This window comes from Paraburkholderia metrosideri, from assembly GCF_904848625.1.
GTDB classification, from domain to species: domain Bacteria; phylum Pseudomonadota; class Gammaproteobacteria; order Burkholderiales; family Burkholderiaceae; genus Paraburkholderia; species Paraburkholderia metrosideri.
Map to the genome: position 1 here is coordinate 242,985 of NZ_CAJHCP010000010.1, position 22,295 is coordinate 265,279.

Sequence of the window (22,295 nt, forward strand, 5' to 3'; positions counted from 1 at the left end):
ATTGCCCTCGGGGCAAATGCGTGCGGGCATGCAGACGGATTTTCTGCCACGGCGAGAATTCTCGAAGTAAAAGTGCGCGGAAGCAACTCGCCAAAACTGCATTCAGTAATTATATTTACTCGTTATATCCGGATTATAGAAAAATTCCGGTCAATTAAACCGATATTAAAATACATTTACACTTTCGTGTTCGTTTGCGCTTCCCGATTTGTCACTGTTTATACAATTCAGACCATTACCGATCTGCGGCACCTGGCGTTCATCGCAATGACTTCTCGCTGGCTCCGGCGCTATGCTTCTGCCGTGAAGCCGACTTCCGGCATTCCGGTCCCGAACGACTTTGGCAATATCAACAATGACACCAGACCGGTTCGAGCCGCCTAGCGCGAACAGCCTCTCCGCGCCCCCACAGAGTGGGGCGTCGTTTCCCTCTGTGCCGGAACAGAATTTCCACGTACGGCGCATCACGCTGATCGCCTTGCTGATCGCGGCTGTCGTGCTGCCTTGCGTCTACGTCGCCGCCATGGCGCTCAGCGATTTGCGCACGCGTGAAGCCGATGCCACCGACATGACGCTGCGCACCGTGCGCGTCGCGGAAGAACATGCGCTGAAAGTGTTCGACATGAACGAGTCGCTCGACGCCCGCATCATCGAGTTGACCGAGGGTCTCGACGACGACGGCATCCGCGCGCGCGAAGCCGAGATCCACGACAAGCTGCGCACCATGGGCGGCGGCTATCCGCAGGTCGCCGCCGTCTCGATCTTCGGGCGCGAGGGCGCGTTGCTGGCCAGCAGCCGGTTCTTTCCATCGCCGGTAGTGTCGATCGACGGACGCGACGATTTCGTCGGCATTCGCAGCGGTCGCGAACTGGAAAACGTGTCGAAAGTGATGACGGGGCACGTCGCCGGCGAACAGGTGTTCAACATGGGCGTGCAGCGGAAAGCGGCCGACGGTTCGTTTGCCGGCATGGTGTCGGTTGCGCTGCGGCCCAGTTATTTCGACGCGTTCTACCGCGAACTGCTCGGCGGCAATGACAGCACGCCGATGATCATGAGCCTCGTGCGCACCGACGGCGCGCTCCTCGCGCATTTCCCGAATCGCCCGCGCCAACCCGCGGTGATGGCGTCGAACACGCCATTCGCGGAAGCCGTTGCGCAAGGCCGCCGTTCCGGCGTCGTGCGGATGCGTTCGAACGTCGACGACGGCGATCTGATCGTCGCGTTCCGGCGTGTCGGTTCGTATCCCGTCTACGTGCTGTGCGGTTATCGCACGTCGGCGATCTGGGCCGCGTGGTACCGGCATCTGAGCGTGCTGATTCTGTCGATGTTCATGCCGTCCATCGCGCTGTGGTGCGTGATCTGGCTGTCGCTGCGGCGACTCGGCGCCGAAGAGGAAGCATGGGAGCGCTGGCAGGCCGAGGCGTCGATGCGTCGCTCGATCGAATCGGCGTATCGCCAGTCGCGCAAGATGGAGGCGCTCGGCACACTGGTGGGCAGCGTCGCCCATGATTTCAACAACCTGCTGATGATCCTCTCCGCCAATGTGCAGATCGCAAGACGGCGCGGCGTGACCGGATTCGACCGCGAATTGTCGGCCATGGAGCGCGCGCTCAAGAGCGGCCAGTCGCTCACGCGGCAATTGCTCGGGGTCGCGCGCAAACAGCCATTGCGCACTGAAACACTGTTCCTCGACCGCTGGTTGCCGACGTGCCGCGAATTGCTGCGCGCGTCGCTCGGCGCGAAGGTTTCGCTCGTGATGGATATCGGCGCGCAGACGTGGCCGATCCGTGCGGATGTCGCCGAACTCGAGTTGGCACTGATCAACGTCGCGGTGAACGCTCGCGACGCGATGGTCAGTGGCGGCCGCTTCACCGTGCGGGGCAGCAATATCGTGTTCCGTCACGAGGACGGTTTTCCGCTGACCGGCGAGTTCGTGCAGCTGTCGCTGGAAGATACCGGCGTCGGCATGGCGTCCGACGTCCTCGCGCGTGCGTTTGAGCCGCTGTTCACGACCAAGCCGAAGGGGATGGGCACCGGCCTCGGGCTGCCGCAGGTTTTCGCGTTCTGCGAGAGTTCGGGCGGGCTTGCTGCGATTGACAGCGCGGTCGGCGCGGGCACGTCGGTGCGGCTCTATCTGCCGCGCGCGGCGGATGAACCGGAAGCCGCGGTCCCGGTTGAAGCCGTTACGGAAGAAAGCAGCGCACCCCATGGTCTGCGCATTCTGCTGGTCGAGGACAACGAAGAAGTCGCCGCCGGGACCGAAGCGTTGTTACAAATGATGGGCCACCAGGTCACCTGCGTGTTCAACGCCGATACCGCGCTGCGTCTGTTCGACGATGCGCACGCGAAGCAGGCTCGCACGGGCGAGCCCCTGCCGTTCGACCTGGTCCTATCGGATATCCACATGCCGGGCGCGCTGAACGGGATCGATCTGGCCGAAAAGGTCCTGGCGTTCGACACTAAACTGCCGGTCATTCTCGTCACCGGCTACGCGGAAGAACTCGACCGCGCGCGACGCGTGGACGTGCGCGTGCTGTCCAAGCCGTTCGATATCGGCCTGCTGGAAAAGCTGCTCGAGACGATCCAGCGCGATGTGGCGCAAAGCGGTACCAATCCGGCGACGCATCCCGCGGATTGACCAGTGTGGGCGGCGCGGGACAGACGCAAGTGGCATTTACCGACGGTTGTAAAAGCGTGACGTGATGCGTCGCTTTTTTGCCGGCTGAACGCCGTGCAGGCGTGCGGAGGAGGGTGCGGGGCCGGCGTCACCCCCCGGCATGATCGTTGCGGCGCAGAAGGGCATGGAGGACGGCGTGTTTCAGCGTCGTTCGTTCCGCCCTAGATACGTCGGGAGACAGCCATGCAACATACCGTGATTGGTTTATTCGACACCTACGCCCAAGCTGAAAGCGCCCGCGACACCCTTGTGCAAACTGGCTTCGCACGCGAATCCATTGAATTGCAGGCAAATCCGGAGCCCACTGTTGCGTCGGCCACCGATGAAGTGGCTGGTGCAGGCATGCTGGCAAATATCGAACGCTTCCTGTCCAGTCTGTTCACGAGTGGCCCGCGCGCGCCGGACACCGCGCGCTATGCCGAAGCCATGCGGCGCGGCGCCGTGCTGGTGTGCGTCAATGCCACCAGCGAATCGCATGCGGAACTGGCTCACAGCACGTTGACGCGGCTAGGTGCGGTGGATATCGGCGAGCGCACACCCGATTGGGAGGCTCAGCCGGAAGCGCGACGCGAACATTCCGTGCTCGACGAATTGGGAATTGGCACAGTCACACCAAACACTCCGCCGACGTCCAACGTCGTGAGGCCGACACCGTCATCCGACACGGCGATGCCCGGAATGTCGGGCGTAAGCACGTCGTCCGGCACGACGCGCCCTGCGACCTCGGCTGAACAACCGTATTACGCGATGCCTCCGGGCAGCACCGACGCCGAGCCGTTCGTGCCGCCCCCGATCAGCGAGCGACCCTTGGTCGATCCGGTCAACGAACCCGTCGTCGATCCGCTAATCGGCGACGCCGGACGCGGCGCAATTGCCGCCGGTTCGATCGCCGGGTCGGGCGCGGTGATGCAGCCGACGGAAGTCGTTCCCGGCGCAGTGCAGCCCACTGGCGCGCTGGGCGGCCAGATTCCAAACGAATATCTGGAATACGAGGAAGATTTCCGCTCGCACTATGACGCGCAATATGCGGCCGACAACGCCCGTTATGAGGATTACGTACCGGCGTATCGCTATGGCGCAGAGATCGGAACAGATGAGCGCAATCGCGACCGTGCGTGGGACGAGATCGAGCCGGAAGCTCGGGATCATTGGGAACGTACCTCGCCCGACAACACGTGGGAGCGCTTCAAGCTTGCCGTGCGTCATGGGTGGGAGCGGGTGACCGGCCATCATCACCATGTGTGATGCGGGTGAGATGCGGCAGCGGTGCCGTTGAAACGGCGGCCGCTGCCGGAGTGTCAGGCGGGAAGGTCGTGAGCCTCGCGCGGATGATCAAGCGACGTCAGGCGTTCCCATGTCTTTTTACCCAACCGACGTAGCGGTCGACGAAAGTCTGCAGGAACTTGCGCGTGCCGTCGTTGAGTATCTCGCCTTTGTCGTTGATGACCGCTGGGTCGTGTTTGATAAAGACCTCAGGCTGACCCATGGTGGCGACGTCGAGGTAAGCCAACACGTTTCGCAGGTGCTGCTGGGCCAGCGCGGAGCCAGTTGCGCCAACGGAAGTGCCGATCACCGCGCCGGGTTTGTTGCCCCACGAATTGGTGCCCCACGGGCGTGAGCCCCAGTCGAGCGCATTTTTCAACACACCGGGTATCGAGCGGTTGTATTCGGGGGTGACGAATAGCAGGCCATCGGCGGCCGCGATGCGTTGCTTCAACTGTTTGCCGGCTTCGGGATAATCGGCGTCATAGTCCTGGCTGTAGAGGGGCAAGGAGCCGATATCGATGAATTCGAAGGTGAAGTCACTCGGCGCGAGCGAAATCACCGCTTGTGCCAGGTGCCGGTTGAAAGACTCGCGACGCAGACTGCCGACAATGACTGCAATGTGATAAGCCATGATTCGTTTCCTTGACGTGAGGCGCTCGACGCGCGAAAGGGTACGAACTGTCCATCATAGGCAAAAGCCCGGCGGACGGCGATGGAATGGCGGTTTAAGGGCGTGATCCACTGCAGAGCGCCTTTCGCGACGGTGGATAACTTCGAACGCCCAGAAGTTATCCACAGAATCACTGAATAACCTTGTGGATAACTGGTACTTTTGCCTTGTCAATCAAGCATGCTTTCGGCTTAAGACGATTTGAGGCAAATGCGTGCTTAGGAGCGTGTAGGGTGGGCGCCGATTGCCGGATTCGGTACAAATGACCGATTGCGTATGTAGTGTTGTGATGGACAGCGGCGCTCACAGTGAAATCAACTGATCTTCAGGAGGATTGGCCATGAGTCTCGACTATGCAGGTAAATCGCATGACGAAGCGGTGGCTGCACGTAAGAAAGAAAGGCAGCCAGCGCAAGTGCAACCAGGCGGAGATATGGCTGTCGACGGCACCGAGGCAGATAAGACGCACAGTTGCGGCGAGCTATCTGAGCGCGGCAAGGAGGTATGGCGCAAAGGAAGTGGGATCGACGGCGGCGGGAAAACTTAGGCGGTTGGCGGCGGCGGGGTAGGGGATTTGCCTGCCGGCTCTTTCACGATGCCCGGCCACATTCAGGCGGCCGGCTGTCGAGCTTGTTGCCCTCCCACGAGGTGTTTGATCGGGCACCTACTCCGGCACCGCGATGTCGCCGTCGACGAGTTGCCAGCCGTAAGTCTCGGCGTACGCTTGGGCCGTGTCGGCGTCTGCGCAAAAGGGCAGATCGGCGTGCCCCTGGAACGGGTAAATCACCCGTTCGTCACTTAGTCGCACGACTTTCAATGTCGGAACTGTACCGCTTGAGGTACGTCGCGACGAAGCCATGACCTGATAATTTGCGCGGCCCGATGCGACGGGAAGCGTTGCGCTCTGCGAGCGACGGGAGCTTTGATTTGCCATCGGGGCTCGCATCAAAGGACGGTGAGCGACTGGCGGGAAGCCATGCCGTCCACCGGTTGCTGCTGTGTGGCGCTAGCGGCTGTCAAACATAAATAACGCCGCGGATAACTTTCCCGCTCTTGATGGCGTCGAGTGGGCGCAGCCATGATGATTGTCTCCAGTAAAGGGCAGGCTTCTGTTGCGCGTGTTGAAAACAAAGCGATTTGTTTTGTCTGAAGCCGGGGATGAGGTGCTCAATCCGTGACCGTTTTGGTCAGGGCCGGCCGGCGACACTCGCCACCATCACGCAGATAGAAGGGAACCCGTTCAGGGTCAGGAAGTGAGAGGACGCGTTTTTGCGTCAGAGACCGCGGAAAAGACGTGCGGGAAATGACGAACTGCCGATCCACTTTAACACGTTAGTCGCGCGAAAAATTTCACATTCACCGGCTCTGGCGACTGCCAGGAGCAAATGCAAAGAAGGGCGCCGATTACTCCTGGGCGCCCTTCCTGTTTACTTCGACAATCATCTTTACAACGGATTGGCACCGGTATCCCGGCCGCCACGTGACCCGATTGATTAGTTACCGAAGAACACGTTGCAATACGATGCCGGACCGTTGCATTTCTCTGGAGCAGCAGCATGGGCTGCACCCGACGCCGCAGCAAAAAGGGCAACGGAAGCGATCAGGGCGGACAGAATGCGTTTCATGGGTGCTACTCCTCAGCGTTGGGTGTCGCGATCAGGTGCGATCGATGGGCTGAAGAATAGCGATGGAGTGTCTGCCGACAAATACTGAAGTCGAGAAGACATTTTTTCAGTTTTCGAAATAATCCGGGCAGGGTAGAGGGCGTCGATTGTGCTTGGGCGTGGCCGCTTGTCTTGTCGTGGTGGATGAGTTCGCGATTTCTTTTAAATCGTGATTGATTTCAGATTTCGCAATAATTGATTTCTGCTGACGCGCTAAATTGGCCGCGTGGTAGGCACGTAGGCGACGCTCGTGATATCCGCTGCGCGATATCGATTCCGATTCGTCGGCGTCCGTGCCGGTGGGGGAGGGCCTGTTAGCGCTCGCTAGCGGGCGTGTTCCGATAGCGCTCAAAAAACCGCGCGTGCGCCGCTTCATCGACGGAAACGGGGTGGGGGTCCGCTAGCGCGGGATGCTTCTGAAGCTGTGCGCGCGTGCGAATCGGCCGATGCTGGAAATTTCCGCCGCAATTCGGGCACACGTTGCGCAGCGTAGCGAGCGCGCACACCTCACAAAACGTGCATTCGTACGTGCAAATCATCGCGTCGGTCGCGTTTGGCGGCAACGATTTGCCGCATCCTTCGCAAGACGGTCTCAGTTCAAGCATAGCTATGAATTCCGCATTAGGACGCGAGGTGCGGGCGCACCTCACTTGCGAGCCAGTGTATGCGGCAACAGAGGCTTGAAATAGACAGCCGGGCGTCAATTCCTGCCAACGTCGACCGCGGCTGATCTCACGTGCTTCTCCCACATCATCCGCGAGAAGCACGAGATGCCTTGGCGATATCCACGGTTAAGTCAACACACTCCACAACACCAGCGTCAACGCCAGACCGACGACAGAGACAATGGTTTGAAGCACTGACCAAACCAACACAGTCTGCTTCAATTGCAGCCCAAAATATTCGCGCACCATCCAGAAGCCGGCATCGTTCACGTGACAGAAGAACACCGAGCCGGCACCGATGGCGAGTGCCATCAACGAATTGTGCGTCGCGCTCAGACCCGCGACGACCGGGGCCACAATCCCGGCAGTCGTGGTAGTGGCGACCGTTGCCGAACCAGTTGCCTGGCGCAACGCGACCGCGATCAACCAGGCGAGCAGAATCAGCGGCATGTGCGCGCCGACGGCAATCTTGCCGATTGTCGTGCTGATGCCAGCAACAACGAGCGCCTGCTTCAACCCGCCCCCCGCGCCGATAGTCAACAAAAGCGCGGCGATCGGCGGCAAGCTTTTGCGCAAAATGCCGCCGACGCGATCACGCGCCATTCCGCGCGACCAGCCGAGCGCCACAACCGCGAACAGGACGGTAAGGCCAAGCGCGATCAACGGCTCGCCGAGAAAATTCAGCGAGTCGAATAGGAACGTCTCCGGCTGAAGCAGCAGTTTGGCGACCGTGCGGCCCAACATCAAGACGACGGGTAACAGAATCGTGATGAGCGAAATCGCAAAGCTCGGCGGCACGCCCGCGTCTTGTGCCGGCGAAAAAAGTTTGCCCATTTCTTCCGGTTCGGTGACCTGCATCCGTTTGGACAACCACATGCCATAGAGCGGCCCCGCGAGAATCACCGCCGGAATCGCGACGATCACGCCGAGGCCGAGCGTGAGTCCGAGATCGGCATGCAGCGCGCTCACCGCGATCAGCGGACCCGGATGCGGCGGCAGCAATGCGTGCAGCGTCGTCATACCGGCCAACGCGGGAATCGCAATGCGCAGAATCGGCTGCTGCGAACGACGCGCCATCACGAAGATGATGGGCACCATCATGACCAGGCCGACTTCGAAGAACAGCGGCATGCCGATGATCAGCGCGACGAGAGCCATCATCCATGGCAGCGTGCGCGGCGTGGAGTGCTTGAGGATGGTCGATACGAGCTGGTCGGCGGCGCCCGATTCGGCCATCAGCGCACCGAGCATCGCCCCCAGCGCAATGATGATGCCGACATCGCCCAGCAACGCCCCCGCACCTTTGCTGAAGGCACCGGCGACTGCTTCGAGCGGCAGACCGGCAGCAAAACCCGCGGCGAACGTGCCGACCAGAATCGATAGAAACGGTGCAAGTTTTAGAACGCTGATGAAGACGATGATCAGTGCGAGTCCGAGTACGCACGACAAAATCAGTTGAGTGTCGTGGGATGACCACGGCGCGAGTGTTGTTGTTAAATGCACGATGTCCCTTTTGTCGATTGATGCAGCCGCGGGCAGGCGCGGATGACGAATTGTAGCGGGGCACGGCGGCCTGATGCGGCGGGGGAGGAGGGGACACGGCTAGGCGGTGGCAATGCGTCGTGCGCGTGATTTGCTTATGCGAATTTATCGGTTCGTCCAGGCTAGCAGACGAATTATCGTCAGCGTCAATCGGTCCGTTTTGCGTCCGTCTTTCTTACGAGCACTTTTATGTACCGTCATTCGCAGCTCACCCGCCGCGCATTTCTCACCGGCGTGGGCGCGTCGCTGGCCGCCGCCGCTTTGCCCTTCGTTTCCTCGTCCGTTTTTGCCGCCGACGCGCACCCGAAAGAATTTCGCATTGGCTATCAGAAGGCGGCGAGCACGCTCGTGTTACTGAAGTCGCATGGCACATTGGAAAAGCGACTGAATCCGCTAGGCATCACAGTCAAATGGACCGAGTTCCCAGCCGGGCCTCAATTGCTCGAAGGGTTAAATGTCGGCGCCATCGACTTCGGCTATGTCGGGGAGGCGCCGCCCGTTTTCGCGCAGGCGGCAGGCGCAAACTTCGTGTACACCGCCTATGAAATTCCGACACCGCACGCAGAAGGAATCCTCGTGCATCAGGATTCGTCGATAAAAACGTTGGCCGACTTGAAGGGCAAAAAGATCGCGCTGAATAAGGGCTCGGACGTGCATTGGTTTCTGGTTGCAGCGCTACAGAAGAGCGGTGTGAAGTACAGCGATATTCAGCCGGTATTTCTTGCACCTGCCGATGCGCGCGCGGCTTTTGAGCGTGGTGCGATCGACGCGTGGGCAATCTGGGATCCGTTCCTCGAAGCGGCGAAGCGTCAATCGAACGCGCGCTTGCTCGCCGACGCGGACGGCATCGTGAGTCACCATCAATTCTTCCTGAGCGCCCGGCCTTTTGCGCAGCAATACGGCGATGTGCTCGCGATCACGATGGAGGAAGTTGGCAAAGAGGGGGCGTGGGTGCGCGATCACTATAGCGAAGCCGCTGCGCAACTCGCGCCTATTCAAGGGCTCGATGCAGGCGTCATCGAAGCGGGCTTGCGGCATTACGCGCATATCTATAAGCCCGTCGATGCAGAGGTACTTGCGGAACAGCAACGTATAGCCGACGCGTTCAGCGAGCTCCGTATCATTCCGACGAAAATTGTGACGAAGGATGCAGCGCTCGCGGGTAAGGCGTAATGGGCTGCGGCTGTTGCTTTGATGTCTGGCGCAGTTGACTCGGTTCGGGGGTTGGCGGTCTGGCGGTCTGGCGGTCTGGCGGTCTGGCGGTCTGGCGGTCTGGCGGTCTGGCGGTCTGGCGGTCTGGCGGTCTGGCGGTCTGGCGGTCTGGCGGTCTGGCGGTCGGCGGTCGGCGGTCGGCGGTCGGCGGTCGGCGGTCGGCGGTCGGCGGTCGGCGAGACTACCGTTGCCGCCAGACACACGTGTCACTCGAATAGCGCAGCGACATTTTCCGGCGGCCGTCCAATCACGGCTCGCCCGTTACGGACGACGATGGGCCGTTGCAGAAGGATAGGATGCTTCGCCAGAGCTTCGTATAACTGCGAGTCGCTCAGGGAGACGTCGGACAGTTCGAGTTCTGTGAATTCGGCTTCGGTATCGCGAATCATCTCGCGGACCGAGCAGCCTAGTTGTCCATGAAGTTGCGCGATCTGTGCGACGGACAGCGGCTGTCTCAGGTATTCGATAATCTCCGTCGCTTCATTGGCGACGTTATAGGTGGTGATGAGTTCGCAGGTGGCTCGTGACTTGGAGCAGCGAGGATTGTGATAGATGGTGATCATGATGGCGTGGATTGAGGGCTCTGGGATTGCTCGGAATTGCGGATGGATTTTAGCTGCTGAGCGGAAGAGGGGAGGGGTGTCCTAGTGGGCCCGGTGGATTCTTTATGCGCATAAAGTGCGTCCGCGTTGATGGAAGACGTCGCCAGTTTGCTTATGCGCTATCGCTTGGCTTGCCGTGCAGTCCACATAGCGAGCGACACTCATCGCGATCTAGACGCTGCCGATAGCCTTTCCATCGAGTGCGGCACCTGACAATCATGGGCTTCGTTTCGCACCGCCATCTAACCCTCACAGCCACCCAAAGCCCGTCTTGGGGAAGGACTTTATGCGCATAAAGTCCCCCAACGCATGCCGCAGCTACCGTGGCAATCACCTTCGAAAGGCTCGCGAACGCAGTCATAGAGACGCGTCGCAATCAGAGCATCATCAATCAGGCGATTGCAGGCCACGCTTTGGTCGCACGCAGTAATGCACTCCTTCAATGAAAGTATCGCGGCAGCACTCGCTCGTCCCCCATCCACGACATGCCCCACACCGCACCACCGTCGAAGGGTTGCAAGTGCAAGCCCACGCCCAGCACCTCTGCTTCAGCACCAGGCCACTGCTTTATGCGCATAAACCTAACCCAAATGGCTACTTCTTCCTCTGTTGACATAAAAACGATTGAAATAGGAATTCATCCAGGTAAAATCCATTTGCGTCTAAAAAAGGAGGTGAATATTGGCAGCAGAAATCATCGCGGTAACTCAGCAAAAGGGTGGGGTCGGGAAGAGCACAATCGCGATGCACCTAGGCGCTGCATTTCATGAGAAAGGCAAACGCGTCCTCGTCGTTGACGCGGACGGGCAGAACACCCTGATTCACTGGGCAAGCGCCTCATCAGACGGCGATACCGGCATTCCCTTTCCGGTCATCAACCTCTCGGAAGCGGGAAGCCAGATCCATCGTGAGATCAAGAAGTTTGTGGCTGACTACGACATCATCGTGGTTGACTGCCCACCTTCCATCACAGAGAAAGTATCCGGCGTTGTGCTTCTCGCCGCGAGCGTAGCCGTCATCCCCACGTCGTCTTCTCCCGCCGATTACTGGTCGAGCATTGGATTGGTCAAACTCGTCCAGCAAGCTCAGGTCATGAACGAAGATCTGCGCGCCGTCTTCCTGCTCAATAAGACTGAAGAGAAGCGGATGCTGACGCGTGAGTTGAAGCGTGCACTGGAAGAGCTTGGATTCCCTCTGCTCAAAACCCAGATTCCAACACGCGAAGCCTACAAGCAGGCCATGGCCCTAGGACAAACAGTGCTTCAGATGAATGACCGCGGCGCGAAGCTGGCCGCTCTCGAAGTCCGGGCATGCGCGAACGAGATCGCCGCGCTGCTCCCGTGAAATTTATGCGCATAAAGGACCCTGAATGAAACCCTCCCAATTTGCCAAAGGCTTTCAAGCACGTCCTGATACGACCAGCAGTGAAAAGCGAACCGCACTGGACCGTCTGAACGCAATCGACGGTCTGGTCAAAAACAATCCCAAGAGCAATGAAGCCGCAGAACGAGCCATTGCGGCCGTCGCCTCAAGAGCAGAACCGGAAGTCGACCCAAGCGACGTCGCCAATGAATCGGCTGCATACCGCGCGTGGAGAGTCGAACACGGCTACCGCCCGAGCCAGGTCATTGAATTGCCGCTCAAGACCATTAAACCGAGCCCGTTTAATCCCCGGCATTTTTATCTGAAGTCGTCGATCGCCGAACTCGCAGTCAATCTGGCGAAGCAGGGACAGCAGCAGGCGATCCACGTTATTCCCGACTACGACAACCCCGGCACCTACTTTGTCAGTGACGGCGGCCGGCGTGTGCGCGCGTTGAAAGAGGCGAACAGGGAGTTGGTGAAGGCGATCGTTATCGATCTGCCCATCGGCATCCAAAGCTACAAGCTCGGCTACGACCTCAATGTCCAGCGCGATTCTCAGACGGTGTTCGACAACGCGGTCGTGTGGAAACGCTTTCTGGACGATCGGTATTTCCAGAGTCAGAAGGAGCTCGCAGAACATCTTGGGCTCGACGAATCGACCGTCGCGGTCGCGCTGTCCATTGCCAAGTTGCCCGAGCCGGTGATGCATGAGATGGTCGCGCGCCCGGATCGCTTCGGCTCCAACATGGCGTATCAAGTGGGCCGCTATCACTCAGCCCGCGGCGCCGACGCAACGCTGCGTCTGATCAACAAGATCCTCTCCGATGATCTGAGCACCCGGCAAGTTGCGGACATCGTGAAGGGAAGGGCAAGCGCCCAGGAAAGCGTCAAACCGGTTGGGCGCCAACGCTACGCACAACGGATGGAGATCAAACTCGGCGGCGTCTCGGTCGGTGATCTCAAATCGTACGGGGACGACCGGATCGAGCTACGTTTGAAGGGACTCTCGCGCGAGAAGCGGGATGACATCCTGCGCCAGATCGAGAAGATGCTGAAGTAAGACCGCAGGAATAACGACGGAAATGGAGTAGGGCGGCAGCCAACCGCCGCCCTACCGAATGAAGCGATTACGCCGCGCGCGATTGGCTCAGCGTGAAGGACAGCAAATCACCATCGGTCGGCTCGCCCCAGGTCTTACGGGCCAGCCAGTCGAAGAACGCCGTTTCGACAATCTTCGAATCGAGTCCACGACGACGCCAGTCGTCCCGCATGTGCGTGCCGAGTCCTGGCAACTCATCTTCCTCAAACGACTGCCGCGCGATTTCTCGCTCGGACTCACCCTGTTCGTTGTACAGCGCGTACGCTTCCTTGCGACGATACGCCGAGTATTCACCTAGCAATCGGGCTTTAAGATCGTCTGCCGGCGCGGCGACTGCAGCCTTCCCACCCGTACCACCCGATGGCAGCGCTTCGACCGGCGGCGCGTAGCCTTTCTTCAACGCATCTTTGAACAACGCGGGCGCACTGCGCACCGCCGGCAACGACGTGCTGCGCATACGTTGCTCGGTCATTTGCAAAGCAGCGCGAATCCGATTTTCTTCGCTGTCGGCATACAGCGTTTGCGCTTCCTTCAACGGGATGCCGATCTTCACCATCCGGTCGACCAGCGTGCTGTCGAACACATTTGGATGCTCGTCGAGCGCGAGCATAGGCTGCTTGCGCTCAGTCACGCGAAACTGGATTTCAGCAACACGCCGTCCTTCGCGATGCTCGATCAGTTCGACGAAGATATTCGTAACGGCGTTGACTTCGGCGATCGCCGGGCGCAAATAATCGCGCTTGAAATACTTGTATTCGCGCTTCGCTTCATCACCCGCTTCCGTGTCTGGCGTGCCCGACAGAATAGGGCGCCACCATTCCCACGTTTCACGCATCGTAAGATGACTCGGGTTGGTCAGATAGCGGACGCAAATCTCGTAAAGCGCCAAGCCTGCGCTACTGCGCAGCTGGCTTTGGAACTGAAGACTCAAACGCGCGTACTGAACCGGGTCGAGCAGCTTTTTCTTGATCTTCGGCGCGAACGAGAATTCCACCCAGACGCGCCGGGTAGTCGGGTCTTCAAGAATTTCCGCGTCGGCAATCAGCGTGGAAATCCCCCACTTGCGGCCGGGCTTCTGGCTGGATGTGCCCGTGCTCCACTCGACCTGCACCGACACCATGCGCCGGAGGTGCTCCTTGACGAGTGCCGTGTCGTTGGAATCGAACGCCGAATTGGCGACGATGTCGGACAGCAGGGCCCGATATGTGTCGCCGGATTCATCCGCTTGCTGAGCCACGGCAAGCAGCACGTTGAATAGCTTGCGGGTGAGCAGCGTGATTTTTCCGCTTTTCGGCTGAATCGCGATCGCCTCAACGGCCTTGCGCAATTCGGCCGAGCTCGGGCTGACTACATCTGTCTTCTTCGCGCGCTTAGTGGCCATACGTCGGGTCGGAGAGGGATTTCGCGAGAGCATACCGGCTGTGGTGATACCCGTCTATAGCGTGAATCTCACCGTTCCCGGTGAAGTGAGTTTACGACCTGCGACTCACCTCCAGCGACTCCCGAAAACCCTCACCTTACCGGTTTACCGCCAGGTTCGGCCGATCCTTGCAGATCGCGGTCTCCCGAAATTTCGGACTTTTAGCCAGTGCGTGCAATCGGGAGGAATTCGATCCCGAATCTTCTCACCTTAAAAAATTTGGCGCTTTCCGGGCGCGACGCCTGGTTTGTCGAGAAGGATCGACATCGCATTGGCAATTCCGTCGAAAGGGTGGAGGAGCGCATAAAGGGCGCAGGAAAACTCGCGACGTCAGGAAGCTTGACGCGGCAGCTTCTCAAGTCGGCGCCGAGTCCGCAGGCCACAGGCGGCGGAATACGCGGTCGGCAAAGGCCAACGGGTCCGGCCATAGCGCGGCAGGCCAGTAAACGTCTCTGAGACGTTCCCAGTGCGCCGGTAAACACGTCGGGGACGTCCTGATCTGCAACAGCCCGCCAGAGCCAGTAAACCGCGCATGGCACTCCGGCAATCGGGACGGCCGATCGGGTGGCGGTATACAGCGCTTATAACTTGCCTCTTTCAGACGTCCCCGCGAGGCGACCGCAGCCAACAACCGCGCAGACGCCAATAAAAAAGCCCAACGCCGGGATCCTTTCAAGCCGCACGGCTTGCTCAGAGCAGCAAATACCCCCCGAAAAAGCTCACCTTTGCTCTGACGCCCTCCTTGAGAAGACGCGGGTTTCAGGACGGCAGGCCATGAAAGTCAGCGACAAATCCTCCCGAAAAGCCTCACCTTTCGCCATCGCAGTAGGTAATTTGTGTTTCTGTTGATACCTCCTGAAAACCCTCACCTTTGCAATTCACGCCACATTAATCCAATGATTTCAAACACTTATATCTAGGTTGAATTGCACGTGAACGGCTACTACTCCCGTATTTCCTCACCTTAATCGGATTTTTGGCGAAAATTTGCAACCCAGATCGCCGCTAAAGCCTTCCCGAAAAACCTCACCTGTCGGATTCAGCAGTCACTGCCCGGATGAAGGTCGATCACCATCTACTGGCCTTTTCCGGGCCATCTCAGCCGTTTCACTCCCGTATTGACTCACCTCAAGGCTTTCTGCACGTTCCAAAGTCTCCCGAAAAGCCTCACCTTTCGGTCAAAACGACGCCGTGTCAGCCGCGATTGGATGCACCGGTTTAGATCTCCCGAATTTGCTCACCTTTCCAATCACCATGTACTCGGCACCCATCGGAGTCGCAAACGAAAACTGCGTCAGACGTGTTTTCGCCCCCGGAAAAGCTCACCTTAGCCGCCGGATTGCCTCAAATTGATGCAAAAACGCGCCCCGGTCCCGTAAAACCTCACCTTCGGTTCGCGTTTTCTCCCGACTTGACTCACCGATGGGGTTTACCGGGCCCAAATAAGGTCAAAAACTACGCGTCGACACGGTCCCGAAAGCGCTCACCTTGGGCAACACAGCCTTTCGCCCAAGGTTTTCCGCGTTAACAGGCGACTCACGGCGTTCGGGTCCTGCAAAACCTCACCTTTCGCCAACCCCCTTACTGGGCGCGGCTCCTGAACCCGCTCACGTTGTGTCCCGGACCCCCTCACCAAGGCCCCCGAACCTCATCACTCAAGCATCCCGCAAGACCTCACCACGTCTCCCGTAAAGCTTCACCTTCCTGCCCTAGAATGCCCGCCAGGTAAGGGTTTGCTGTGGCGTTAACGTTTTTAACATGGGTTCAAAGGTGTTTACTTTTATTACTCTCTAGAATCGCAACCCCGCGAGTCCTCCGGATAAGACATCCCAACACCTTGGCCTCCAAGGAAGCGCGTGAAACAGTGCGCGATCAGCAACAAATGAATAAAAGCCCTTTTTTTACAACAACTTATTGGCTATTCTTCGTTTTGTTTCACGGAAAAACCATAGGCGGATGAGTTCATCGGTTAACTGCGAGCCTAAAAGAACAGCAATCCACCCAAACCGACCTCACGCCAACAAATCAGTAGCAAATACTACGTAAATTGTTATGATCAATCCAATTCGAGCGACATCGAGGTTGATATGAATCTGGACCAGGAACGGCAAGCCATTCGTGATGAGCTTGAAACGATGCGAGCACAAGGAGTTCGACGACAAGATCTGTCCCTCCACGCATGCAAAAGGCTCTTCTTCGATTTGGGCGTTCGCCCTTCCATGGCTGCGGTTCGTGATCTGACTCAAACGGGCAGCGCGAGCGATATCCCGAAAGACATAGACAATTTCTGGGAGCGCATCCGAACTGTGTCCCGCGTGAAGGTCGGCGCTGGCGCGATCCCTAAAGCACTTGAAGAACGCGCCGGTGAATTGCTCGGCGCATTGTTCGAGGAAGCAGTAGGGCATGCCCGCGCAACGCTTGACGGCGAAAGAGAGGAAATTCGCGCGCAACTCAGCGTCGCAGATCAACGTGCGAGAGACGCCGAGATCCGCCGTGAAGCATCGGACGAAGCAATCAAGCGTAGTGAAATGAGGGCAGACGCTGCGTGGGAGCGTGTTCGCGCGCTGGAAACCGAGCTATCAAACGCGACCACGCACGGAAATGTTCACCAGGAAGGATTGCAGGCCACCGTTCGCCGACTTGAACGTGAAAACGAGGCTCTGGGTCAGCGTCTGGATAACGAGCAGGCGACCAACGCAACACTTCGGGATCGAATCGACGCTTTACACGTCGAATTGCGCCAAAGTACCGAACACTATGCGCAACAAATCAAAGACGCGGTGGCCGAAGCCGAACGACGCGTGAAGCCCATGCTGGTGGAACTCGACTCGTTGCGCAGCATGGCTGCGACCTACCAGTCGGGCGTTCGTGACGCGAGTCGCAAGGAATTCGAATTTATTCAGCAAATCGCGGCTGCTAAGGCGCGGGGTGATCGACTTGATGCTCAACTGCGCGAGCAATCGGATGAAGTGGATGCGCTAACCAAAGAGGTCACCGTCTTGCGCGGCCAGCAAGGTATCGACCCGGCGATCGCTGGTCTGCTTTGTTCACTGGTCGAGGCAGGCCGGCTGACAAAGGAGGAGTTGAACGCAGTCGGCACAGCAGCGGACGGTCATGTCACGCTGCCACTCCGGTGTCCAAAATGTGACGAAGGTGAGCCCGAACTATCGCAGGTCGATCACCGGTTCGAATTGCTGTGTCCTGAATGCGACCACTCGTCGGGACTCGGCGAATCAAGACTGGCGGCCGTCAGCCGATTTATGTCTAACGACTCACTGGCGGCTTCGGAACGGCAAATCGAGGCAGTCCGATAGCGCGTTAGCGTAAAGGTGAGGAAATTCGGGACCCGAAAGGTGAGGACTTTCAGGGTTCGACGGCTCCCGTTTTCCTCGTCAAACGCCCGTCACGCCTGGGTGCGGACAAAGAAGGGGCCGCTGGGTCGGGTGTGTCATCTGCGGGAGATTCCTGTTGATCCATCCATGTTTGCCACGCGCGGTACAGGCGATTCGCCGACACCGCCTGCACGAATCCCAGCCACTGCCCGACCAGTTCCGCCTCGACCCCGCTCTCAAAAAGATCTGCCGCAAAGGTGTTCCGCAACGTTTGTGGACTCGCACGCGATTGTCGGGACGCGGCGATGCCGGCCGAGTCGACCAGCGCGTCGACTGCGCGCAGCATCGTGGCCTTGTGCATCGGCCGCCCGGACGGAGACGCCGGGAAAACCAGATTGCCTGGCAATTCCGAAAGACGCCGCTCGGTTAGCCATGCGTCAAGAATGGCCGTCGCGAAGGGCGCGAGCCGCGTGCGGCGCGTCAGCATCGGATTGGCCGCCTCAATCGTCACCCATGGCGATCCTACATTCACGCAACTAACCGTAATCAACGCTGCTTCGCCTGTCTTCAGGCCGCCACCGAGAAAGACCGCAATCAATGCGCGATCTCGGCGTTCTCTCCAGCGCTGCGCAGCGGACAACTCAGGCAACGGAGCAAACAGTTGAGCGATTAATGCGGTTCGCTCTGTATGACTGAGAAAGCCGGTTGGATCGTTGTCACGCGCGTTTCGCCATGCTGCTTCGCCATCCTGAGCAATAAAACGCGCCGGGTTGGTCGAAGCTGATTCGATTTCCCGAACATGATCCAATACCCGCTCAATTAGTCGTAAATAGCGGACCCGCTGCGGTTTCCGTATATCCAGACCAGCGACGAATTCGGCAATGGTTGGCGTGTCGACGGTAACCAGACTTTTCTGACGAGCACTCAGCCACTCAAGGAAAAGACCCCATTGCGCCTGATAGACCTCCGCGGACGACCGCCTGAAGTGCTGCTTCGCGAGCCATGCGTCGAAGGCGATTTGAGGATCGCGACGCCAGTCTTCCCGTTGCTGATCGAAGAGATCGGTGGATGGCGCAGGCCGGGATACGGGGTCCGACAAATGAGGAGGTGACATGATCTATCTTTCCGTTAGTTGCGCCTATTGTATGTGGCAACCGATCAAAATACAGCCTTCGTCTGTCGTCTTACCCGCCCCATGCGCGTGGGCGCTTCAAACCAGAGCCTACTGAAGTGGATTGCGCGGCACGGCGTGCGGCTTCTTCATAGGCGCTGACAGCAAACGCGAACACCGCCGGCAGCGCGGTAGACGTGCCGAAATCCACGCCTTCGTCCGTTTCAGGATAAGGCAGATCGGAGGGCCGCTGAAACAGCCCCAACATCAGTGCGTCGTGCCGACTGGCAAAACCCAGGTCTGCGAGGGCCTCCGCTTCGATGGCATGCAGCAAACGCCATGTGAGCGGTACCTGCTGAACGATGTAGCGTGCAGCGATGTTGCGCACGATACGTTCAAGATCGCGCGCCGCGGTTTGGTAGCGCAGCGCGGCCAGAGCGTGATCGGTAGGGTCGGATATCAGGTTGTTCATGATCGGCTCCAGTCGATATCCAGTACTGTACAAACATACAGTGTTAGATGCAACCTCGGCCAAACGGCCAGTCGCGACAACTCGGAGCCACGGTGAGCCCTGAAGTTAGCCGTGAATCACCACTAACAGCGCCTTGGCCTCACCCTTTCCTGCATTGCGGATCGCGTGCGGTTCATCGGCAACATAACGTGCCGTGTCTGCTGCCTTCAGCCGCTTGGTCGTGCCGGCCGCTTCAATTTCAATCGAGCCGTTCAACACGGTTAAATGTTCACGCGTACCCGGCTCATGCGCGTTCGACACCAGTGCGCCGCCCGGTTGCAGTGTCAATTCATACCACTCGAATTTGCCGGCCAACTCAATCGGGCCCCACACCCGCAGCTGATATTTGGCGTCGTGCCCGCTCAACGTGGGAATGTCATGCGGACCAGAAACAGCAATGGCTTCAGGTGCCTTGGGCGGCGCGAACAACGAATCGAGGCTGACACCGAGCGCGTTGGTCAGCCGCCAGGCGACCGCAATGGTTGGATTGGCCTTGTCGCGTTCGATCTCCGACAGCATCGATTTCGACACACCCGCTGCGCGCGACAGATCGTCGAGCGTCATCCGCCGTTCGGCGCGCAAACGCTGAATCTGTTCGCCGACGCGCGGCGGCGCTGCCGTGGCCGACACCGAAGCGGCGCCTGAAGTGAGCGCCGCATTGACCGCGGCGCGGCGCATACCCGAACTTGCCATTTCCTGACCCATCGTTTAGAGTTGTTCGATATACCGGATTTTAGTTCGGAAAAACGAAAAAATCCGATAAAACTGACAGCCGACTATAACAGGCCGTTTCTTCGACGCCCATGCCCGACGCACCGAAGCTCAAGCTGACGCAGATGCGGGCGCCACCACCCATCAGGAGTCTGGTTCATGCGTGACCAATATCTCGCCCACCTGCGCGGCACTCTCGAACAGATCCGCGCAGACGGTTTCTACAAGAACGAGCGCGTGATCGACAGCCCGCAGTCGGCTGACATCCGCCTCGCCAACGGCACGGACGTGCTGAACTTCTGCGCGAACAACTATCTGGGCCTCGCCGACGACGCTCGCCTGATCGAAGCCGCAAAGCATGGCCTCGACAACGACGGCTTCGGCATGGCGTCAGTGCGCTTCATTTGCGGCACGCAAACCGTGCATAAGCACCTTGAACAGGCGCTCGCCCAGTTCCTGCAAACCGACGACTGCATCCTCTATTCAAGCTGTTTCGACGCAAACGGCGGCCTGTTCGAAACCCTGCTCGACGACAATGACGCGATCATTAGCGACGAGTTGAATCACGCGAGCATTATCGACGGCGTGAGGCTCTCGAAGGCGAAGCGTTTTCGCTACAGGAACAACGATCTCGCCGATCTCGAAGCCAAACTGAAAGAGGCCGACGCGGCGGGTGCGCGCTTCAAACTGATTGCGACCGACGGCGTGTTTTCGATGGACGGCATCATTGCCAACCTCGCCGGAATTTGCGATCTCGCCGACCGTTACGGCGCGCTCGTAATGGTCGACGACTCGCACGCAGTAGGCTTCGTTGGTGACCACGGGCGCGGTACGCCGGAACATTGCGGTGTGCTGTCGCGCATCGACATCATCACCGGTACGTTGGGTAAGGCGCTGGGCGGTGCATCGGGCGGCTATGTGGCTGCGCGCAAAGAGATCGTCGAGCTGCTTCGCCAGCGCTCGCGCCCGTATCTGTTTTCGAACACGCTGACGCCAAGCATTGCCGCCGCGTCGCTGAAAGTACTCGAACTGCTGGCCAGTGACGAAGGCGCGCAATTGCGCGCACGCGTCCGCGAAAACGGTGCGCATTTCCGCAGCAAGATGAGCGCTCTCGGCTTTACGCTCGTGCCGGGCGAACATCCGATCATTCCGGTGATGCTCGGCGACGCGCAACTCGCGTCGAAGATGGCCGACGCATTGTTGAAGGAAGGCGTCTACGTGATCGGCTTTTCGTTCCCGGTCGTACCGAAGGGCCGCGCGCGAATCCGCACGCAAATGAGCGCCGCGCACACGGCCGAACAGATCGACCGGGCCGTCGATGCGTTCGCGCGCGTCGGCCGTGAACTCGGCGTGATCTGAACGGAGTCGCAGATGAAAGCATTGGCAAAACTCGAACGCGCACCGGGCCTCACGCTGACCGACGTCAGGAAGCCGGAAGTCGGGCACAACGATGTGATGATCCGCATCACGCGCACCGCGATTTGCGGCACCGATATCCATATCTGGAAGTGGGACGACTGGGCACAAAAAACGATTCCCGTACCCATGCATGTCGGGCACGAATACGTCGGCGAAATTGTCGAGATGGGACAGGAAGTGCGCGGCTTTGCGATCGGCGATCGCGTGTCGGGCGAAGGTCATATCACGTGCGGCTTCTGCCGAAACTGTCGCGCGGGACGTCGGCATTTGTGCCGCAATACGGTAGGCGTCGGCGTGAATCGTGAGGGTGCGTTTGCCGAATATCTGGTGATTCCCGCATTTAACGCCTTCAAGATTCCGCCCGAGATTTCCGACGATCTCGCCGCGATTTTCGATCCGTTCGGCAACGCGACGCATACGGCGCTGTCGTTCAATCTGGTCGGCGAAGATGTACTGATTACCGGCGCGGGGCCGATCGGCATCATGGCGGTAGCGATCGCAAAACACGTCGGTGCACGCAACGTCGTGATTACCGACGTCAACGATTACCGTCTCGAACTCGCACGCAAAATGGGTGCGACGCGGGCGGTGAATGTATCGCGTGAATCGTTGCGCGACGTGATGGCCGATCTGCACATGACCGAAGGGTTCGACGTGGGCCTGGAAATGTCCGGCGTGCCGAGCGCGTTCACCACGATGCTCGAAGCGATGAACCACGGCGGCAAGATCGCATTGCTCGGCATTCCGCCTGCACAAACCGCGATCGACTGGACTCAGGTGATCTTCAAAGGCCTCGAAATCAAGGGCATTTACGGACGCGAGATGTTCGAGACCTGGTACAAGATGGTGGCAATGCTGCAAAGCGGTCTGGATCTGTCGCCGATCCTCACGCATCATTTCAAGGTGGACGACTATCAGCAGGCGTTCGCCACGATGCTCTCCGGTGAGAGCGGCAAAGTGATTCTCGACTGGACCGACGCGTGAGCTAGCGCAAGAAAATCATGCCGTCCGTAAACGCCCGCATCGCGC

General features: G+C 59.1%; 19 protein-coding genes. 9 read left to right on the top strand and 10 right to left on the bottom strand.

The features are described 5' to 3' along the window. Nucleotides 1-355: 355 nt before the first annotated feature. Together LMG28727_RS23435 and LMG28727_RS23440 are read left to right on the top strand one after the other, a co-directional pair. Nucleotides 356-2,638: a hybrid sensor histidine kinase/response regulator gene (locus LMG28727_RS23435; RefSeq protein WP_201644698.1), complete on the top strand. Its 2,283-nt coding sequence runs from the start codon at nucleotides 356-358 to the stop codon at nucleotides 2,636-2,638. A 222-nt stretch (nucleotides 2,639-2,860) separates the two neighbouring features. Next, nucleotides 2,861-3,922: a hypothetical protein gene (locus LMG28727_RS23440; protein ID WP_201644699.1), complete on the top strand. Its 1,062-nt coding sequence runs from the start codon at nucleotides 2,861-2,863 to the stop codon at nucleotides 3,920-3,922. Between the two features lie 97 nt (nucleotides 3,923-4,019). On the opposite strand, the gene LMG28727_RS23445 is transcribed toward LMG28727_RS23440, so the two are convergent. Beyond that, on the bottom strand, nucleotides 4,020-4,574 hold the full coding sequence (locus LMG28727_RS23445; protein ID WP_201644700.1) for an NADPH-dependent FMN reductase: 555 nt from the start codon (nucleotides 4,572-4,574) through the stop codon (nucleotides 4,020-4,022). A 379-nt stretch (nucleotides 4,575-4,953) separates the two neighbouring features. Between LMG28727_RS23445 and LMG28727_RS23450 the strand changes: the two genes are divergently transcribed. Further along, nucleotides 4,954-5,160, top strand: coding sequence for a hypothetical protein (locus LMG28727_RS23450; RefSeq protein WP_201644701.1), 207 nt, complete (start codon nucleotides 4,954-4,956; stop codon nucleotides 5,158-5,160). A gap of 117 nt (nucleotides 5,161-5,277) precedes the next feature. Here the strand turns inward: LMG28727_RS23450 and LMG28727_RS34680 are convergent, their stop codons facing one another. From LMG28727_RS34680 to LMG28727_RS23465, 4 genes are all read right to left on the bottom strand, one after another. Next, on the bottom strand, nucleotides 5,278-5,559 hold the full coding sequence (locus LMG28727_RS34680) for a DUF6723 family protein (protein WP_201644702.1): 282 nt from the start codon (nucleotides 5,557-5,559) through the stop codon (nucleotides 5,278-5,280). Nucleotides 5,560-6,106: 547 nt separating this feature from the next. After that, on the bottom strand, nucleotides 6,107-6,238 hold the full coding sequence (locus LMG28727_RS34580) for a hypothetical protein (protein WP_268960526.1): 132 nt from the start codon (nucleotides 6,236-6,238) through the stop codon (nucleotides 6,107-6,109). A gap of 353 nt (nucleotides 6,239-6,591) precedes the next feature. Beyond that, nucleotides 6,592-6,882: a DUF1272 domain-containing protein gene (locus LMG28727_RS23460; RefSeq protein WP_201644703.1), complete on the bottom strand. Its 291-nt coding sequence runs from the start codon at nucleotides 6,880-6,882 to the stop codon at nucleotides 6,592-6,594. Nucleotides 6,883-7,068: 186 nt separating this feature from the next. After that, nucleotides 7,069-8,445, bottom strand: coding sequence for a GntT/GntP/DsdX family permease (locus LMG28727_RS23465; RefSeq protein ID WP_201644704.1), 1,377 nt, complete (start codon nucleotides 8,443-8,445; stop codon nucleotides 7,069-7,071). Nucleotides 8,446-8,673: 228 nt separating this feature from the next. Here LMG28727_RS23465 and LMG28727_RS23470 point away from each other — a divergent pair, with 228 nt between their 5' ends. Then, entirely contained in the window at nucleotides 8,674-9,657 is a 984-nt protein-coding gene (locus LMG28727_RS23470; RefSeq protein ID WP_201644705.1) for a sulfonate ABC transporter substrate-binding protein, read from the top strand. A 245-nt stretch (nucleotides 9,658-9,902) separates the two neighbouring features. Here LMG28727_RS23470 and arsC read toward each other — a convergent pair whose 3' ends face one another. Then, nucleotides 9,903-10,259, bottom strand: a complete 357-nt coding sequence (gene arsC / locus LMG28727_RS23475; protein ID WP_201644706.1) for an arsenate reductase (glutaredoxin) — start codon at nucleotides 10,257-10,259, stop codon at nucleotides 9,903-9,905. A gap of 720 nt (nucleotides 10,260-10,979) precedes the next feature. Between arsC and parA the strand changes: the two genes are divergently transcribed. Both parA and LMG28727_RS23485 read left to right on the top strand, forming a co-directional pair. Next, nucleotides 10,980-11,642, top strand: a complete 663-nt coding sequence (gene parA / locus LMG28727_RS23480) for a ParA family partition ATPase (RefSeq protein ID WP_042326592.1) — start codon at nucleotides 10,980-10,982, stop codon at nucleotides 11,640-11,642. Nucleotides 11,643-11,667: 25 nt separating this feature from the next. After that, nucleotides 11,668-12,723: a ParB/RepB/Spo0J family partition protein gene (locus LMG28727_RS23485; RefSeq protein ID WP_201644707.1), complete on the top strand. Its 1,056-nt coding sequence runs from the start codon at nucleotides 11,668-11,670 to the stop codon at nucleotides 12,721-12,723. A 67-nt stretch (nucleotides 12,724-12,790) separates the two neighbouring features. Here the strand turns inward: LMG28727_RS23485 and LMG28727_RS23490 are convergent, their stop codons facing one another. Beyond that, complete coding sequence (locus LMG28727_RS23490) at nucleotides 12,791-14,143, bottom strand: replication initiation protein (protein ID WP_201644708.1); 1,353 nt, start codon at nucleotides 14,141-14,143, stop codon at nucleotides 12,791-12,793. A 2,126-nt stretch (nucleotides 14,144-16,269) separates the two neighbouring features. On the opposite strand from LMG28727_RS23490, the gene LMG28727_RS23495 reads away from it, so the two are divergent. Beyond that, nucleotides 16,270-17,496: a DNA-binding protein gene (locus LMG28727_RS23495; protein WP_201644709.1), complete on the top strand. Its 1,227-nt coding sequence runs from the start codon at nucleotides 16,270-16,272 to the stop codon at nucleotides 17,494-17,496. A 49-nt stretch (nucleotides 17,497-17,545) separates the two neighbouring features. Here LMG28727_RS23495 and LMG28727_RS23500 read toward each other — a convergent pair whose 3' ends face one another. The 3 genes from LMG28727_RS23500 to LMG28727_RS23510 all read right to left on the bottom strand — a co-directional run bounded on the left by LMG28727_RS23500 (nucleotide 17,546) and on the right by LMG28727_RS23510 (nucleotide 19,841). Further along, the gene (locus LMG28727_RS23500; protein WP_201644710.1) at nucleotides 17,546-18,628 is read right to left on the bottom strand and encodes a tyrosine-type recombinase/integrase; all 1,083 of its coding nucleotides are present in this window, start codon (nucleotides 18,626-18,628) and stop codon (nucleotides 17,546-17,548) included. A 70-nt stretch (nucleotides 18,629-18,698) separates the two neighbouring features. Then, nucleotides 18,699-19,097, bottom strand: coding sequence for a DUF2471 domain-containing protein (locus LMG28727_RS23505; RefSeq protein WP_201644711.1), 399 nt, complete (start codon nucleotides 19,095-19,097; stop codon nucleotides 18,699-18,701). Nucleotides 19,098-19,202: 105 nt separating this feature from the next. After that, nucleotides 19,203-19,841: a helix-turn-helix domain-containing protein gene (locus LMG28727_RS23510; RefSeq protein WP_407945862.1), complete on the bottom strand. Its 639-nt coding sequence runs from the start codon at nucleotides 19,839-19,841 to the stop codon at nucleotides 19,203-19,205. A gap of 165 nt (nucleotides 19,842-20,006) precedes the next feature. Here LMG28727_RS23510 and LMG28727_RS23515 point away from each other — a divergent pair, with 165 nt between their 5' ends. Both LMG28727_RS23515 and tdh read left to right on the top strand, forming a co-directional pair. Continuing rightward, nucleotides 20,007-21,206, top strand: a complete 1,200-nt coding sequence (locus LMG28727_RS23515) for a glycine C-acetyltransferase (protein WP_201644713.1) — start codon at nucleotides 20,007-20,009, stop codon at nucleotides 21,204-21,206. 12 nt (nucleotides 21,207-21,218) lie between these two features. After that, nucleotides 21,219-22,250 (top strand): L-threonine 3-dehydrogenase, encoded by a 1,032-nt coding sequence (gene tdh, locus LMG28727_RS23520; RefSeq protein ID WP_201644714.1) that lies wholly within the window; start codon nucleotides 21,219-21,221, stop codon nucleotides 22,248-22,250. The last annotated feature ends 45 nt before the right edge of the window (nucleotides 22,251-22,295 follow it).